At 70.7% G+C, this 15,724-nt stretch carries 12 protein-coding genes; 6 read left to right on the forward strand and 6 right to left on the reverse strand.

Annotation, left to right across the window (positions count from 1 at the left end; translation table 11 throughout):
• Window positions 1-404 precede the first annotated feature (404 nt).
• Window positions 405-1,370, reverse strand: a complete 966-nt coding sequence (locus WMF43_RS24455) for an alpha/beta hydrolase (protein ID WP_437683582.1) — start codon at window positions 1,368-1,370, stop codon at window positions 405-407.
• Window positions 1,371-1,427: 57 nt separating this feature from the next.
• Between WMF43_RS24455 and WMF43_RS24460 the strand changes: the two genes are divergently transcribed.
• Window positions 1,428-2,252 (forward strand): N-acetyltransferase family protein, encoded by an 825-nt coding sequence (locus WMF43_RS24460; protein ID WP_437683583.1) that lies wholly within the window; start codon window positions 1,428-1,430, stop codon window positions 2,250-2,252.
• 75 nt (window positions 2,253-2,327) lie between these two features.
• Window positions 2,328-3,728, forward strand: a complete 1,401-nt coding sequence (locus tag WMF43_RS24465; protein ID WP_437683585.1) for an FAD-binding oxidoreductase — start codon at window positions 2,328-2,330, stop codon at window positions 3,726-3,728.
• Window positions 3,729-3,851: 123 nt separating this feature from the next.
• Here WMF43_RS24465 and WMF43_RS24470 read toward each other — a convergent pair whose 3' ends face one another.
• Window positions 3,852-5,297 (reverse strand): hypothetical protein, encoded by a 1,446-nt coding sequence (locus WMF43_RS24470; RefSeq protein WP_437683586.1) that lies wholly within the window; start codon window positions 5,295-5,297, stop codon window positions 3,852-3,854.
• 445 nt (window positions 5,298-5,742) lie between these two features.
• Here WMF43_RS24470 and WMF43_RS24475 point away from each other — a divergent pair, with 445 nt between their 5' ends.
• Both WMF43_RS24475 and WMF43_RS24480 read left to right on the forward strand, forming a co-directional pair.
• On the forward strand, window positions 5,743-6,627 hold the full coding sequence (locus tag WMF43_RS24475) for an alpha/beta fold hydrolase (protein WP_437683588.1): 885 nt from the start codon (window positions 5,743-5,745) through the stop codon (window positions 6,625-6,627).
• 62 nt (window positions 6,628-6,689) lie between these two features.
• The gene (locus tag WMF43_RS24480) at window positions 6,690-7,910 is read left to right on the forward strand and encodes an MFS transporter (protein ID WP_437683589.1); all 1,221 of its coding nucleotides are present in this window, start codon (window positions 6,690-6,692) and stop codon (window positions 7,908-7,910) included.
• A gap of 79 nt (window positions 7,911-7,989) precedes the next feature.
• Here WMF43_RS24480 and serA read toward each other — a convergent pair whose 3' ends face one another.
• The gene (serA, locus tag WMF43_RS24485) at window positions 7,990-9,237 is read right to left on the reverse strand and encodes a phosphoglycerate dehydrogenase (protein ID WP_437683591.1); all 1,248 of its coding nucleotides are present in this window, start codon (window positions 9,235-9,237) and stop codon (window positions 7,990-7,992) included.
• 202 nt (window positions 9,238-9,439) lie between these two features.
• Here serA and WMF43_RS24490 point away from each other — a divergent pair, with 202 nt between their 5' ends.
• Window positions 9,440-10,618, forward strand: a complete 1,179-nt coding sequence (locus tag WMF43_RS24490) for a S1C family serine protease (RefSeq protein ID WP_437683592.1) — start codon at window positions 9,440-9,442, stop codon at window positions 10,616-10,618.
• A 117-nt stretch (window positions 10,619-10,735) separates the two neighbouring features.
• On the opposite strand, the gene WMF43_RS24495 is transcribed toward WMF43_RS24490, so the two are convergent.
• Together WMF43_RS24495 and WMF43_RS24500 are read right to left on the reverse strand one after the other, a co-directional pair.
• Window positions 10,736-12,112, reverse strand: coding sequence for a DUF1552 domain-containing protein (locus WMF43_RS24495; RefSeq protein WP_437683594.1), 1,377 nt, complete (start codon window positions 12,110-12,112; stop codon window positions 10,736-10,738).
• Complete coding sequence (locus WMF43_RS24500) at window positions 12,109-13,620, reverse strand: DUF1592 domain-containing protein (RefSeq protein WP_437683595.1); 1,512 nt, start codon at window positions 13,618-13,620, stop codon at window positions 12,109-12,111. The genes WMF43_RS24495 and WMF43_RS24500 overlap by 4 nt, the downstream gene beginning before the upstream one ends.
• 429 nt (window positions 13,621-14,049) lie before the next feature.
• Between WMF43_RS24500 and WMF43_RS24505 the strand changes: the two genes are divergently transcribed.
• A complete protein-coding gene (locus tag WMF43_RS24505; protein WP_437683596.1) occupies window positions 14,050-14,886 on the forward strand; it encodes an alpha/beta hydrolase in 837 nt (278 codons plus the stop codon).
• 88 nt (window positions 14,887-14,974) lie between these two features.
• On the opposite strand, the gene WMF43_RS24510 is transcribed toward WMF43_RS24505, so the two are convergent.
• Window positions 14,975-15,280, reverse strand: coding sequence for a hypothetical protein (locus WMF43_RS24510; protein WP_437683597.1), 306 nt, complete (start codon window positions 15,278-15,280; stop codon window positions 14,975-14,977).
• Window positions 15,281-15,724 lie beyond the last annotated feature (444 nt).

Here is a 15,724-nt window from a genome sequence, read left to right on the forward strand (position 1 = left end):
TCGCGCCGGATCGCTGCGCAGAACCAGCGCTCCGAGGCGCGCAGGGCGTGCAGCGGAGCCGCCCGGCGCGCCGCCGCGCGACTAGAGGACTCCGACAAAAAGGCCTTTCACGAGGGATAGACTTTCGCAGCACCGGGCGGCCCGACAACAAGGCATCTCCGACAACTTGAAGCGTCGATGGCGACAGGGTAGGCAAACAGGCGACAGCGACACCGGACCCCTCGCTGTCCTCGGGCGATCGACGCTGCCAGACGCGACGTGCTCGACACATCTCGCCCTGCGCACATGTCAACCCAAAGTAGGTCAATGCATACAAGCACTCACCTTGCACGCATAAGCGCCCGCGCGAGGCGCTCAAGGAGTCGCGCCGCCTTGCGAGAGTGCCTGTCGCGTGGGCGCGCCGCTCAGGGTGCGGCGGTCCAGGTCTGCCAGGCGAGCGCGAAGTCGTCCGCGTGGATCTCGTGGCCTCGCCCGGGGTGCGTCACGAGCGTGTGCTCCCACCCGTGCTGGGTGAGCACGTCGGCGAGGTTCTCGGCGCTGGCGATCGTGGACGCGAGCTCGCGCTCGCCGACGGCGATGTAGATCGGCGGCCTCGCCTGCGAGAAGAGGTGCTCTTCGATGACCTGGCGCCCCGCGCCGACGAGCCCGGCGCCGTCGACCTCCACGAGGCCCTCCAGCGCGACGTAGCTCGAGAAATATCCCCCGTTGGAGAAGCCCATGACATAACGCCCGCCGAAGGCCGCCCCGAGCACCCGCGCGAGCAGCGCCTCGGCGCGCATCCATTCCGCGACGAGGGCCGGCGCCGCGGCGTCGACCGTCTCGCGGCGCGTCGGCCAGCAGAAGTAGGGCTCGACGGACGGATCCCACGTGCAGAGCCCCGGCTGTCCGCGCGGGAACACCGCGACGACCCCGAGCGCGTCCGCGGCCTCGGCGGCGATCTCCTGCAAACCCACGGGCAGCGAATCGGGCGCCATCGTCCCGTGCAGCACATAAAGGATCGGCGCGCCGCGCGCGGCGGTCTCGGGCACATGGAAACAGGTGTGTTCGTCGAGGCCGATCCACCCGTCCGAGCACCAGTCCGTCTCGACCGGCTCCCAGCTCAGCGCCCCGCCGCCGCCACCGTCGCCGGCGCCGCCCTCCCCGCCGCCGCCCGCGGAGCCGCCCTCCCCGGAGCTGCCGCTGCCGGCGCTGCCGCTGCTCGCCGCGGCCTCGTGCGAGCCGGCGCCGGCGGCGCCGGCCTCCCCGCCGCCGCCCTCCGCGAGGGCCGCGGCCGGCGCGCCGCCGACAGCGCCGTCACACGCGGTGAGCCCGAGGGCCGCGACCAGCGCTGCGCGATTGGCGAGGAGGATCCCACGCTGCGTCCGGCTCATGAGCCCTGTCACGGTGCCCTGTCGCGCGCGGCGCCGCAACCGTCTAGGCTCGTTCGTATGCTTCGCCTCGCAGCCCGTCCTGCGACCCCGGCCGATTACGACCGCTACGCCCGACTGTTCCCGGAGCTCGGCGCCGACCAGGCGGTTCCGTCGCGCGACCGCTGGGAGCGCGCGCTGGCCAAGGACACGCTGCTCTTCGAGGAGGACGGCGCGGTCATCGCCTATGCCTACGCCCAGCCGCTGCGCGAGACGGGCTACGTGCGCAACGTCGTCGTCACGCGCGCCCATCGCGGCCGCGGCGTCGGCGGCGCCGTGATGCGCGCGGTCGCCGCGCACCTCCGGGCGCGCGGCTGCTCGCGCTGGTGCCTCAATGTCGTTCCGGACAACACGGCTGCCGTCCGGCTCTACCGCGGCGCCGGCATGGAGCAGGCCTATACCTCGACCTCCTTCCGCTTCACCTGGGACGTCGTGGCGCGCCTCCCCCGCCCCGATCGCGCGGTCGCCGTCCGCCCGGTGGACCCCGCCGACGACGCCGCCGTGGAGGCGGCGTTCGGGCTCGTCCCGGGCCAGGTCGCCGAAGCCCGCGGCCGGGGCAAGCTCGTGCTGCTCTCCCTCGTCGATCCGGCGGCGCCGTCCGCGCCCCCGCTCGGCTTCGCCAGCTTCGACCCGCAACACCCCGGCGCCTTCCCCTTCCGTGTGGTCGCTCCCGGCCTCGCCGTCCCGCTGCTCGAGGCCATCCGCCCGCACGCCCCGCCCGACCCGGCGTTCATCGGGGTCGTGGTCGAGGACGACGACGCGCTCGCGTCCGCCTTCCTCGCGGCCGGCGCCGCGGTGCACCTCGCGCTCCTGCACTTCCGCGGCGACATCCCGGCCTTGTCCTGACGCGCAAAGGCGGCTTGCCGTCTGACACGCGAAGGCGGCTTGCCGTCGCCGCGACGCCGCAGTACCGAGCCGGCCATGAGCCCCTTCCCCGCCGCCTTCACCGCGGCCCTCGAGCGCGATTTCCCCTCGGATTTCCTCTCCACCGACGCCGCCGACCTCGCGACGTTCGGCCGCGACTGGACCAAGGTCGTCGCGCCGAGGCCCTCGGCCGTGGCCCTCCCGCGCTCCACCGACGAGGTCTCCCGGCTCCTCCGCCTCTGCTCCGAGCACCACATCCCGGTCGTGCCCTCGGGCGGGCGCACGGGGCTCGCGGGCGGCGCCGTGGCCGCCCGGGGCGAGATCGTCGTGTCGCTCGAGCGGATGCGCCGCATGGGCCCCGTCGACGTGCTCGGCGCGACCGTCCGCGTCGAGGCCGGCGCCGTCACCGAGGCGGTGCACCAGCACGTCGCGCCGCACGGCCTCACCTGGCCGGTCGACTTCGCCTCCAAGGGGTCGAGCCAGGTGGGCGGCAACATCGCGACCAACGCCGGCGGCGTGAAGGTCATCCGCTACGGCCTCACCCGGCAATGGGTGCTCGGCCTCACGGTCGTGCTCGCGAGCGGCGCGGTGATCGAGCTGAACGGCGCGCTCGAGAAGAACAACACCGGGGTCGACCTGCGCCAGCTCTTCATCGGCAGCGAGGGCACGCTCGGGATCATCACCGAGGCGACGCTGAAGCTCACGCGGCTGCCCGAGGGGCTCAACGTGTTCCTGTTCGCGGTGCCGGACCTCGCCGGCGTGCTCGCGCTCTTCCGCGAGGCCCGGATGGGGCCGTTCGTGGTGATGGCGTACGAGTTCTTCACGGAGAAGTGCCAGGCGCGGCTGCGCCGGCACCGGAACGTGCGCATGCCGCTCTCGGCGCCGTCGGACTACTACGTCCTCATCGAGGTCGAGCGCGGCGAGCCCGAGGCGCTCGAGGCGTGGATCACCTCGCTGTTCGAGCGCGGGCTGGTCACCGACGGCACGCTCGCGCAGCACTCCACGCAGGCGGCGGAGCTCTGGGCCCTGCGCGAGGGCATCAGCGAGAGCCTCTCGGCGACGGGGCTGCCGCACAAGAACGACGTGGCGCTCCCCATCCAGGAGCTCGAGGGCTTCTGCGCCGAGCTGGAGAGCGTCTTCGAGGCGCGTTACCCGGGCTGGGAGATCGCGCTCTTCGGGCACATCGGGGACGGCAACCTCCACATCAACGTGATGAAGCCCGACGACCTCGATCGCGAGGAGTTCCTGCGGCGCACCCACGAGGCGGACCACGCGATCTTCACGCTCGTCAAGAAGTACCGCGGGAGCATCTCCGCCGAGCACGGGATCGGGCTGCTCAAGAAGGACTACCTGCCTTACTCGCGCTCGGCCGAGGAGCTCGCGATCATGAGGTCGATCAAGCGGGCGCTGGATCCGCTGAACATCATGAACCCGGGGAAGATCATCGACGTCGGCTGAGCTCCAGCGCGGAGCCGGTATCGCCCTCCGGGAAGAAAGCGATACCGGCTCTTCTATTTCATTCGCAGCGCCCCGCCTCGTCCCCTGATCACCGGGTCTCGGCGAAAGAGATGGCCGCGGCGCTCAGTTGGGGGAGCCGGTCGGCGAGCCGCCGATCGTGAGCTCGTTGTCCACCAGAGACGTCGGCGGGGCGGTCCCGTCGCAGCGATCGTTGATGAACGTCTCGAGGACCCTCTTCCTGCCCGGGAGGAACGTCCCGGTCAGGGCCTCGGACAGCTGGCTCGCCTCGTCGATCTGCACGAAGAAGAGCGAGCGGGGCCACGTGACGCCGCCGCCGAGGTCCTGCCCGTCCGAGAGCAGGTGGCAGCCGGCGCACGTCTGCGTCGTGGCGCGGTTCAGGATGTTGTCCACGGTGAGCGTCGAGTTTCGCGCGACCAGCTTGTCCGCGATCTTCTGGCGAATGACCGGACCCGCGGTGTTCGCGTAGATGACGTCGTCGCGCTGCGATACGCTCTCGAACTCGTTGTACAGGTCGCCGGTCTTCATCTTGATGTCGTTCGCCTTCTGGGCGGAGAGGTTGCCGACCTGCCGGACGAACGCACTCTCGAACGCGGCCGAGTTCTCGTGCGTCCCCTCGAAGACCTCGTCCGCAGGGTTCGTCTTCACCGTGACGTGATCGACGAAGAGCGAGCACGTCGACGCGTCCGCGGTGTCGCTGCACTTCCGCCGCAGCTTGAACTCCCGGAGGTGCCACTCGGTGAAGTCCACGAAGAAGTTCGTGCGGATCTGCCCGGGGATGCTGGGCCCGGGGACCTTGTTGGTCGCGAGGCCGTAGTTCGCCGCCTGCACGACCGGGCCGAAGCCGGGCACGGCGTAGCCGGTGAAGTAGAACTGCTCGAGCTTGTACGCGCGGCTCGCGACGTCCTCGTCGTTCGAGAGGTCTTGCCAGAACTGGGCCACGGGCAGGCAGGCGTTGACCCCCTGCTCTGGCGTGGGGTTCGGCAGCGCGCCCTCGAAGATGATGAACGCCCTCCCGCTGACGTTCGGATCCGAGGTGCTCATCGCGTACACGATCCGGAACTCGCCGCAATGCGCGCCGTTCGACGGGGCCAGGTCGAACCGGTTGAAGAGCCCGACGGGGTTGAACCTCACGAGCGACGAGGGCGGGAACGGATCCACCGAGGCGAGTTTCAGCTCCGGCGCCCTCGGGCAGGCGAGGCCGTAGCCCTCCCGGTCGATCCGGCTGTCGTTGCAGTCGCCGGCGGCGTCGCTCGATCCGAAGGTCCGCATCCACTGCTGGAAGATGCCGGCCGAGGTCTCGGACGCCCGGACGCCGGCGCTCGTCCGGATCTGGTCCATCGTGCGCTCGAACGAGAACCGCGAGAGGATGTCCTGATCCGTGATCACCAGCGAACGCTGGACGTCCGTGTCGCTCACGTCGGGGCACACGGCCGCCTGCGCGGCGTCGTCGACCGACTCGATCTCCCCGGCGTCGTCGCTCGACGCGACACAACCGGCGATCGACGCCGCGGACACGAGACAAACACTGAAGACGATATTTGCCCTCATACCCTATCCTTTCGATGTAGCGCTGGCTTGGCCGCGCGTCGGTGCCAACCCGACTTGGTTGATTCTTGGGGCGACGACGGCATCTCTTAGGCTAAGTCGCGATCTCCCGCTCGCCACGCGGCGTTCATGCTTCGCACTGTTCCGTCGTCCGCCCGAAGTCCGCTGTCGACGCCCGCTCAGCAATCGAGCGCAACGCCGCGACTCCCCTGTCCCTCAGCGGGCCTCGGGCTCCGGCGGAGCGCCGCGCGCGGGCGCGCGCCGCAGCTGCCCTGGCGGCCGCGGCGTCGTCAGGGGCCGATTGCGCCGTCGACGGACAGCGCACCTCTGCGCCGAGACCCTCTCTCGGACGCGCGGCAGGCGCCGCGGTGCCGTGCCTTCGTCTCCTTCTCCCTGGGGCGAAGAAGGCGCCGTCGTGGTCATCGCTTCGTGGTACACGGAAGGGACGATGAAACTCGACGAATCCCTGCTGTCGCACCGCTTCACCGAACGAAACGGCGTCCGTCTCCACTACGTGGAGGCGGGCGAGGGGCCGCTCGTCGTGCTCCTCCACGGCTTCCCCGAGCTCTGGTTCTCGTGGCGCCACCAGATCCCCGCGCTGGTCGAGGCGGGCTTCCGCGTGATCGCGCCGGACATGCGCGGATACAACCTCTCGGACAAGCCCGAGGGCGTGGCGGCGTACGCCATCGACGAGCTGACCGCGGACGTGGCGGCGCTCATCCGGGCATCTGGCGCCGCGCGCGCCGCGGCCGTCGTCGGGCACGACTGGGGCGCCGGCGTCGCCTGGGCGTTCGCGGCGCGTTACCCCGAGCTCTACGACCGGCTGGTCATCCTGAACGGGCCGCACCCGGCCCGGCTCATCGCCTCGTTCCGCACCGCGCGGCAGCTCCGCAAGAGCTGGTACATGTTCTTCTTCCAGCTCCCGAAGCTCCCCGAGCTCCTCGCGCAGCGGAACGATTACGAGCTGTTCCGCGTGGCGCTGAGGGACGATCCCCGGAGACCCGGCGCGGTCACCGACGAGGAGGTCGCGCGTTACGTCGAGGCGTGGTCGCGGCCGGGCGCGCTCACGGCGACGATCAACTACTACCGCGCTGCCTTCCGCCCGGCCAGCTTGGCCGGCTCCGGGAAGCTGCCCCGCATCGAGGCCCCCACCCTGGTGATCTGGGGCGAGCACGATCGTTACCTCGGCGCCGAGCTCGCCGCGCCGGACGCGGCGGCGGTCCCGAACGCCCGCGTGGCCCGCGTCCCCGACGCCGGCCACGCCGTGCACTACGACCGGCCGGAGAGGGTCAATCAGCTCCTCCTCGAGTTCCTGCGAGAAAACCGCGCATGACGCGCCGGCTCCCCGGACCCATTTGACATGGGGCAGCGGCCGATCGAATGTGCCGGCCGAACATGCTCCGCCGCATCCCTGACCGGAACATCTGGCTCATCTACGGCGCGATTTTCCTGCTCGGGCTCGCGTACGGCATCGCCATTTCACTCACGGCGGTCTTCCTCAACGATCGCGGGTTCACGAAGAGCGATATCGGGCTGCTCGCGTCGTGCTTCGCGCTCGGCATCGCCCTGTTCTCGCTGCCGATGGACGCGCTCATCCGCCGGTTCTCGGCGAAGACGACGCTGGTGTTCTCGCTGGTCGGGTACGCGGCGGCGGTCGGCGCCTTCCCTTTCCTGCCCGGCTTCGCCGCCATCGCCGCCGTCCGTTTCCTGGACGGCGCCTGCTCGGTCGGCATCTGGGTGAGCTGCGAGACAATCCTGCTCGCCCGGTCGGACCGGGAGAACAAGGCGTTCGTCACGAGCCTGTACGCCGTCTCGATGGCGCTCGGCTACGTGCTCGGCCCGCTCTGCGCGCCGTACATCGTCGCGTTCTCCTCGATGCAGGCGGCGTTCCTCCTCTCGTGCGTCATCTCGACGGTCTCGGCGTTCCTCGTGCTGGCGCGGCTCGACCGCGACCTGCCGGGCGCGGCGCACGGGGAGGCCGCCGCGGCGAGCGGCGCCGAGCCACCGGCGACCTCGGCCTCGATCCTCTGGCGCATCAAGACCGCCTGCTTCGCGACGTTCGCGTACGGCTATTTCCAGGCGTCCGTCGTCCTGTTCCTCCCCCTCTACCTGATGGCGTCGAAGGGCGTCACGCTCGATCAGACGATCCGGATCCCCGCGTTCTTCGCGGTGGGCATGCTCGCCTTCAGCAACGTCGCCGGCCGGATCGGCGACCGCCGCGGCCACCTGTTCCTCATGCGCGTGCTCGGCGCCATCGGCACGCTGATGGTCCTCGGCTTCGTTTACCTCAACCGGTACGACGTGATGTGCGCGGTCGTCCTCGTCGCGGGCGCGACGCTCGCGTCGATCTCGCCGCTCAGCCTCGCGCTCCAGGGCGTGGTCACCGCGCCGCGGGACTACAGCCGCGCGAACTCGCTCTACAACGTCTTCTACGCCGCGGGGATGCTCCTCGGCCCCCCGCTGTCGAGCATCATTTACGAGCGGCTCAGCGGGGTCGCGATGATTCTCCACCTCGCCGCGCTGTGGGCCACGTTCGTCGTGTTCACCATCGTCTTCGCCGGCGACGATCCGGCGGCGCGCCGCGGCGAACGAGGCGGCCTCCAGGCCGCCGCCTGACCGCAGCTACGGTATCGACGCAGACCGCCGGGGGCCGGACGGCCCCCGACTTCGTCCGTGTGAGTGACAGCGTGAAGCGTCAGTAGAGGACGCGCGTCCGGATGCTGGTCTCCAGGGCCCCGATACGCCGGCTCACCTCCGCCGACACGTCCTGCGACAGATCCATGATCAGGTAGCCGATGTTCGCGTCCGTCGACAGCACCTGGCTGTCGATGTTCGCGTTCACGTCCGACACGATGCGGTTCACGTCGCGGAGCACGCCGGGCACGTTGCGGTGCACGTTGAGGATGCGGTGCGTGCCCTTCAGCGGCGGGAGCTCCACGTTCGGGAAGTTCACCGCGCTCGTCGTCGCCCCGATGGTCACGAGCTGCGTCAGCGCGCGCGAGACCTCGCGGCCGATGGACTCCTGCGCCTCCTCGGTCGAGCCGCCGATGTGCGGCGTCAGGATCACGTTGGGCAGGCGCTGCAGCGCGGTGTGGAAGCCGTCCGAGTTCGACTCGGGCTCCTCCGGGTACACGTCGATCGCCGCGCCCGCGAGGTGCCCGCTCTTCAGCGCCTCGGCCAGCGCCGGGATCACCACGACCGAGCCGCGGCTCGCGTTGAGCAGGTACGAGCCCTTGCGCATGTGCGCGATCTCGGCGGCGCCGATCATGTTGTGCGTCTCCGGCGTGGCCGGGACGTGGAGCGACACGAAGTCCGACTCCGCGAGCAGCGCCTCCAGCGTCGGCAGGACGCGGTTGTTGCCCATCGGGAGCTTCTGGGCGATGTCGTAGTAGACGACGCGCATCCCCATCGCCTCGGCGAGCACGCCGAGCTGCTGGCCGATGTGGCCGTAGCCGATCAGGCCGATCGTCTTGCCGCGGATCTCGTAGCAGGCCTTCGAGACCTTCTTCCAGGTGCCGTCGTGCACCTCGCGCGACCGGTCGCCGAGCTGCCGGGCGAGCATGATGCACTCGCCGATGATCATCTCGGCCACGCTGCGCGTGTTGCTGAACGGCGCGTTGAACACCGGCACGCCGCGCCGGTTGGCGGCCTCCAGGTCGACCTGGTTCGTGCCGATGCAGAAGCAGCCGATGGAGATCAGCTTGTCCGCCTTCTCCAGCACCCGCGCGGTGACGTGCGTCTTGCTGCGGATGCCGAGCACGTCGACGCCGGCGAGCGCGGCGATCAGCTCGTCCTCCTTCAGCGCCGAGCTCCGCGTCTCGATCTCGAACGACCGCGACCGGAAGATCTCGTGCGCGCTCTGGTGGATGTTCTCGAGGAGGAGCACCTTGACGGGCTCCTTCACGGCCGGGGGGGTGGTCTGAAATTTAGTAGAAGAGGGCATGGTCGAATCCGTCAGCGCCACCTCTACCGCAAGTTGGCCGGATTGCACCCGGGATCCGATCCGGCGCGGACGCCGAGGTCCCGCCGCCCCGCGCAGCCGCTCGGCGCCGGGCCTCCCCCGCGCCGCCCGCGGCGCCGCCCCGCCGTCGCCGCGCGCCCCCGCAAAGAAGACGCCTCGCCCGCCGCGGGCTAGATTGCGCCGCATGCGCCACCACCGACACGCTCGCCACCCTGCCCTCGTCGCCGTCGCCGCGCTCGCCGCCGCCCTCAGCTGCCTCGGATGCAAGGGGAAGCCCAGCCCGGGCGGCCAGGCGCCGAGCGCGACGCCCGTGCCCCTGACGCCCCAGGCGTCCCAGGCGCCCACGGCGATCGAGACGCAGCCGCCCGTCACGCCGCCGTCGAAGAGCTCGCTCATCGAGGACGAACGCAACTCGATCTCCGTGTTCCGCGAGGTCGCGCCCTCGACGGTGTTCGTCACGCAGCGGCGCCTCGTCGTCGACCGCATGTGGGGGACCGCGGTCGAGGTGCCCGCCGGGTCCGGGTCGGGCTTCGTCTGGGACGCCGACGGGCACATCGTCACGAACTTCCACGTCGTCGACAACGCACAATCGCTCCTGGTCCGCCTGCAAGGCGAGAAGACGTTCCCGGCGCGGCTCGTCGGGATCGAGCCGCGCAAGGACATCGCGGTGCTCAAGATCGAGGCGCCGAAGGAGCTGCTCAAGCCGATCCAGGTCGCGCCCCTGCGCGAGCCGCTCGAGGTCGGCCAGAAGGCGATCGCGATCGGCAACCCGTTCGGCCTCGACCACACGCTGACGACCGGCATCATCAGCGCGCTCGGGCGCCAGGTCGAGGGCGCCGGCGGCGTCACCATCCGCGACATGATCCAGACCGACGCCGCCATCAACCCCGGCAACTCCGGCGGCCCGCTGCTCGACTCGAGCGGGCACCTCATCGGCATGAACACGATGATCTTCTCGAAGAGCGGCTCGTCCGCCGGCATCGGCTTCGCCGTGCCCTCGACGACGATCGCGCGGATCGTCCCGCAGATCATCAAGACCGGCAAGGCCGAGCAGGTCGGCCTCGGCATCCAGCTCGACCCGGCCCACCGCCTCGAGCGCCGCAACGGCATCCGCGGCGTCATCGTGATGGCCGTCATCCCGGGCGGCCCCGCCGACAAGGCGGGCCTGCGCGGCCTCTCCGAGGGCGACCGCGGGCTCGTGCTGGGCGACGTGATCGTCGGCATCGACGGCAAGCCCATCGAGGACTACGACGCGCTCTACAACGAGCTCGACCAGAAGAAGCCGGGCGACAAGGTGAAGGTCGACCTGCTCCGCAACGGGCAGAAGGTCACGGTCGAGGTCGCGGTCGAGCTCATCTCCTGAGCCGCGGCCCCGCTCCTCTCCTGAGCCGCGGGCCCGCTCCTCTCCCGAGCCGCGGCCCCGCCCACACCGCGCCGGGGCCGCCGTCCGGGCGCCCGGGCGCGGGCCCCCGCGCCGCGATCACTTGATGATCTCGCCGAGCAGCCCGCCCTCCAGGCTGGGGTCGCCGAAGTCGTCGAGCGGGCCGCCGGAGGTGTTCTTGCACCCGACCGCCGCGCCGATCGTGCTCAGGAGCTTGTTGTTCTTGGCCGACACGTCGACGAACTGGCCGGTCTTCAGGTAGCCGGCGGCGCCGCCGGCGAGGATGTACGGGACCCGGCGGAACGAGTGCCACTTGTCGCCGAGGTCGTTGAGCCACACGGCCACGCCTTGGTCGAGCAACGTCCCCGACCCGAGCTCGTACGCCGAGAGCCTGTCGAGCAGGTGCTTGAACATCCGCGCGTGGATCCGGTCGATCTGGTGGTGCAGCTCCTGCGCGCCCTCGATCGGCGGGCCCTCCTCGCCGTCGCCGTCGATGCGGTGCGAGATCTTGTGGAAGCTCTTCTGCCGCACGCCGTGGATCGTGTACTCGGTCGAGTCGTTGCCGTCGCCCACCTGCAGGGTCGCGGCGCGCGTGACGCCGCACGCCATCGCGAGCGCGATGATGTCGAGCTGCATGCGCGCGACGGCCTCGATGTTGTCGTGGCTGCCGACCGCCCCGGCGATCGCCTCCATCTCCGCGACCCTCTCCGGCGGCAGCGCGCACGTCATCGCGACCTCGACGTCCCGGATGCTGTCGAAGTGGAGCTCCAGCCGCTCGCGATCGCCCTTGCTGAGGTCCTTCCGGCTCATGAGCGCCTGCATCTGCCCGCGGACCAGGTCGTTCACGCTGGCGCGGCGCTCGGAGAGCGCCTTCTGGACCTCGGGATCGACGTCGGAGAGCCCGAAGAGCTTCTGGTACGCGTTGTACGGGTTGCGCTCGGCGGCGCGGAGCTGCTTCGGCCCGCGGTACGAGAGCACCTCGTCGAGGTACCCGACCTTCCTGCCCGCGTAGAGCGTCAGCGGCTCGACGCCCGCCGGGTTGAGCTCGCGCGCGATGCGGTTGTCGATCGACTCCCCCATCGCGAGCGACTCGTTCCCCGACGGGTCCTCCGAGACGCGCGCGGCCGTGAGGCACTGGTTGCCGCCGCCGGCGTGGCCGCACCCGTTGTCCCGGAACGCGAAGCTGATCCCGCGCACCATGATCAGCTTCTCCGCGTAGTCCTTGAGCTCGCTCACCGCCCGATCGGCGTCCTGCTCCAGGGCCTCGGCGGTCAGGGCGCCGACGCGGCTCGGCCAGAACATCTCGGGCTCGTCGTCGAGCTCCTGCGCGACGCCGTTCGCCTGGCGCATGAAGATCGCGAAGGGGGGCACGTCGCCCGTCCCGGCCGAGGCGCGCCGCGGCGCGAACGTCTCGAGGAACGGGAGCGCGACCGTGACGCCGAACAGGCCTCGAAGCACACGTCGTCGGGTGATCATGGCGCCTCCGCAGGGACACGAGCAAGGAAGGGAGTGGACGAGACGATCTGGAGGAGGAGCTCCTTGGTCGAGGCGCCGCCGCGCGACGCCTCGCCGAGCTCGTCGATGAGCGCGCGGTCCTCGTCGCCCGCGGCGCGGCCGTGCGCGAACTCGATCCAGTGCTTCGCGTAACAGGCGTGCGCCTCGCTGCTCTCGGCGAGGAGCTGGCTGAACTCGATCGCGTCGGCGTAGGCCCGCTGCTGCCCGCCGAGCACGTAGACGTCCGCCGCGTTGACGGGTGCCCCGTTGTCGGTCGTGCGGTACTTGCCGATGGCGTCGTAGTGCTCGAAGGCGAAGCCGACCGGGTTGATGAGCGTCCCGTGGCACGACGCGCCGCACGTCCCCGTGTGCGCCGCGACGCGCTCGCGGTTCGTCGCGTGCTCGCCCGGCGGCAGCGAGGTCGCGTTGTTCGGCGGCGGCGCCAGGAAGGCGCAGAGGATCCTGAGGTTCACGAAGACGCCCCGGTGGATCGAGTCGGGCTGCCGCGCCGTCGCCTTCGCCGCGAGGAAGCCGAGCCGCGTGAGCAGCCCCGAGCGCTGCGCCGGATCGAGCTCTACCTCCTGGAACTCGCTCGTGAATTTTCCCTGGACGCCGTAGACGGGCGCGAGCTTGTCGTTCACGAACGCGGTGCGGGCGGTGAGCAGATCGGTGAGCCCGCCGCCCTCCTCGAAGACGACGTGATCGACGAAGAGCTCCGCCTCGCGCTGCATCGCGTCCCCCATCCCGGGGACGAACTCCGGGTAGAGGTCAGGGTCCTTGTTCAGGTCGTGGTACAGCTTGTAATCGTAGAGCTGGCGGTGGAACGCGCCGACGACCTCGCGCGCCCGCGGGTCCTCCAGCATGCGCGCCGCGTACGCGCGGACGCCCTCGCGGCTCGAGAGCTCGCCCGCCTTCGCCGCCTGGAGCAGCTCGTCCGACGGCATGGTGTTCCAGAAGAGGTACGCGAGCTTGGTCGCGATCTCGTGCCCGCTCAGCGGGACGAGCCCGCCCTTCGCCGGCCCGGCGCCGACCTCGACGCGGTAGACGAAATGAGGCGACTGCAAGAGCGCCTCGAGCGTCACGCGCACGCCCGCGGCGAAGGGATCCTGATCGGCGAAGAGGTCTTTGCCGCGGCCGAACAGGGCGACGTAGGTGTCGACCTCCCCGGCCTCGAGCGGCCGGCGATAGGCCCGCTCGCCGAACCGCTCGACGAACGCCCGCGCCCGCGCCTCCGGCTCCCCGGGCAGATCCGCGGGCAGGAGGCGGCTCAGCCGGGCCTCGTCCGCCGTGACCATCGCCGCGAGCTCCTCGGCCGCTTCCTGGTAATCGGCCCAGAGCAGCGGCGCCACCAGGAGCGCAGCCTCGTTGTTGTCGAACACGCCGCCGAGCGGGTCTGTCGTGAACGACGCCGTGAGACCGGGCCTGTCGTCGAGCCGCAGGAGGTCACGTACGGTGTTCTCCCACTGCGCGTGGCTGAGCCGGGGGAACATGCTGCGCTCCGCCACCTGCTCCTCTGCCGCGCCGCCAGGAAGAGGGGTGTCGTCCTGAGGCTCGCCCACCGTCCCAGTACACCCGGAGATCAAGAGCGCCGCGGCGCAGGATCCCGCGCCGAGGAGCCGCCTCCACCGAGAGCGAGTCAACGCATGAGACGGTGCAGTCATGGATCTCTCCTGATTAAGCCAAGCGACGATTTCAAGTTATGTCAGAGAGCGCATTAACCTCAACCCCAAATTCGAACCGAAGAGTTGATAAAGGCACCTTACTATGCCTCGGTGTTGCACAAATCGAACAGCATCGTAACGCTCGTGTCGTTCTCTCCGCCGCGCGGCGATGGCGCATGCGTGGAGGAGCGCGCGCACGGGCGCGGCGGGTGTAGGTTCGCTGTTGCTGCCGCGGCGGCGATTCAGCAGGCTCCTCCCGTGCGCCGCTCCCGCTCCCGCCTCCCCTCCGCCTGGCTCGCGCTCGCGCTGGCGTCGCTCGCCGCCCTCGCCTGCGAGCGGCGGGCAGCGCCGCCCGCGGGGGGCGCCCCGGCCGGCTCCGGCGCCGGGCCCGAGGCGCCGCCCGCCGCGCCGGTCGCGAGCGCGCCGGGCCCCGCCGCGCCGCCGGCCGGGGTCGAGTACCTGGAAGTGGTCACGGGCGGCGCGGACGCGAGCGAGGCGCTCCCCCTGGTGGTCGCCCTCCACGGCCTCGGCGACCGGCCCGAGTCGTTCGTGGGACTGCTCTCGGACGCCGACTTCAAGGCGCGCCTCATCGTGCCGCGCGGCCTCACGCCGTACCACGACGGCTACTCGTGGTTTCCGCTGCGGCAGGCGCTCGCGAGCGACGCCGTCGGGCAAGGCGTCCTGCGCGCGGCCGGCGCGGTCGCGGCGACGATCGAGCGGCTCGCGGCCGAGCGGCCGACGCGGGGCAAGGCGATCGTGACCGGCTTTTCCCAGGGCGGCGCGCTCAGCTTCGCGCTCGCGCTGCACCACCCGCGCGTCGTCGGCGCCGCCTTCCCCGTCGGCGGCTGGATCCCCGCCCCGGTGCTGCCCAGCGCGAGGCCGCTGGATCCGGCGACCCCCGCGATCGTCGCGCTGCACGGCGAGCAGGATCAGCGCGTGCCGATCGGCCCCACCCGCGAGGCGATCGCGGCGCTCCGCGGGCTCGGCGCGAAGGCGCGCCTCGAGGGCTACCCGGGCGTCGGCCACAGCGTGAGCGGCGACATGCGGCGGGACCTCCTGCGGCTCATCCGCGGCGCGATCGACGAGCTGCGCTGAGGGCCTCGCGGACGGCTGATCGCCGGGCGAGGGGCCGGGCCAGGCCCGGGGGGGCCGGGCCAGGCCCGTGCCTTCCAGGATCGGTCGCTCAGCCGCAATCCTTCTTGTCGTCGCAGATCTTTTTACAGTCCTCGAGCTGCTTGCGGACCCTCTTCACCACGTCCTGGGGATTCTTGACGTTGTCATCGCCGGCCTTGATCTCCGGATCGTTGACGATCCACAGGGCCTTGTCCAAGCATTCACAGACATCTTTACACTCGTATTCACCGTCGTAGCCGCCGCCGTGATCGGGCGCGCTGTCGCCGCTGGCCAGGGCCTCTGGCGAGCCGAAGAAGAGGCCGCAGGCACCGGCGATGACGAGAATCGAGGCACCGTAACCGACAATCTTGTTCATGGCTCAACCCCCTCTCGACACGTCCGACGCACCGTCGCGTCGCGATGTCGACTCGTTACGATGGCAGAACGTAGCCGCGAGAATCGGCCCGTCAATAAATTTCATAGCATTGACTTTCTCCTCTCCGGCGCCGCCAACCAATGGTGCGTGCGCAACAGACTCGCTAGCTCAGGCGTCGTGGTGCGCCGCGGCCGTGTGCGCTGCGGTGGCCGCGCGGCGCTCGGCGCGGTGGTCCCTTCCTGCTGTGTGAAGTTTCGAACAGCGGAGTCAGGCAGGAGCCCAGACGGGCTGAGGCATCACCACGAATGCATGGATCCGCCCCGAGCGAGTCCAGCCGGAACAACGGCGGCGACGCGCGCTGCCGCGCTCAACGCCGACGCAGCATGGGGCTCGCGGAGATCGCGCGATCTCACCATGTTGCGCGCGGAACGTAACGGCCGCGCC

Source organism: Sorangium sp. So ce131, from assembly GCF_051519095.1.
Taxonomy (GTDB): Bacteria; Myxococcota_A; Polyangia; order Polyangiales; family Polyangiaceae; genus Sorangium.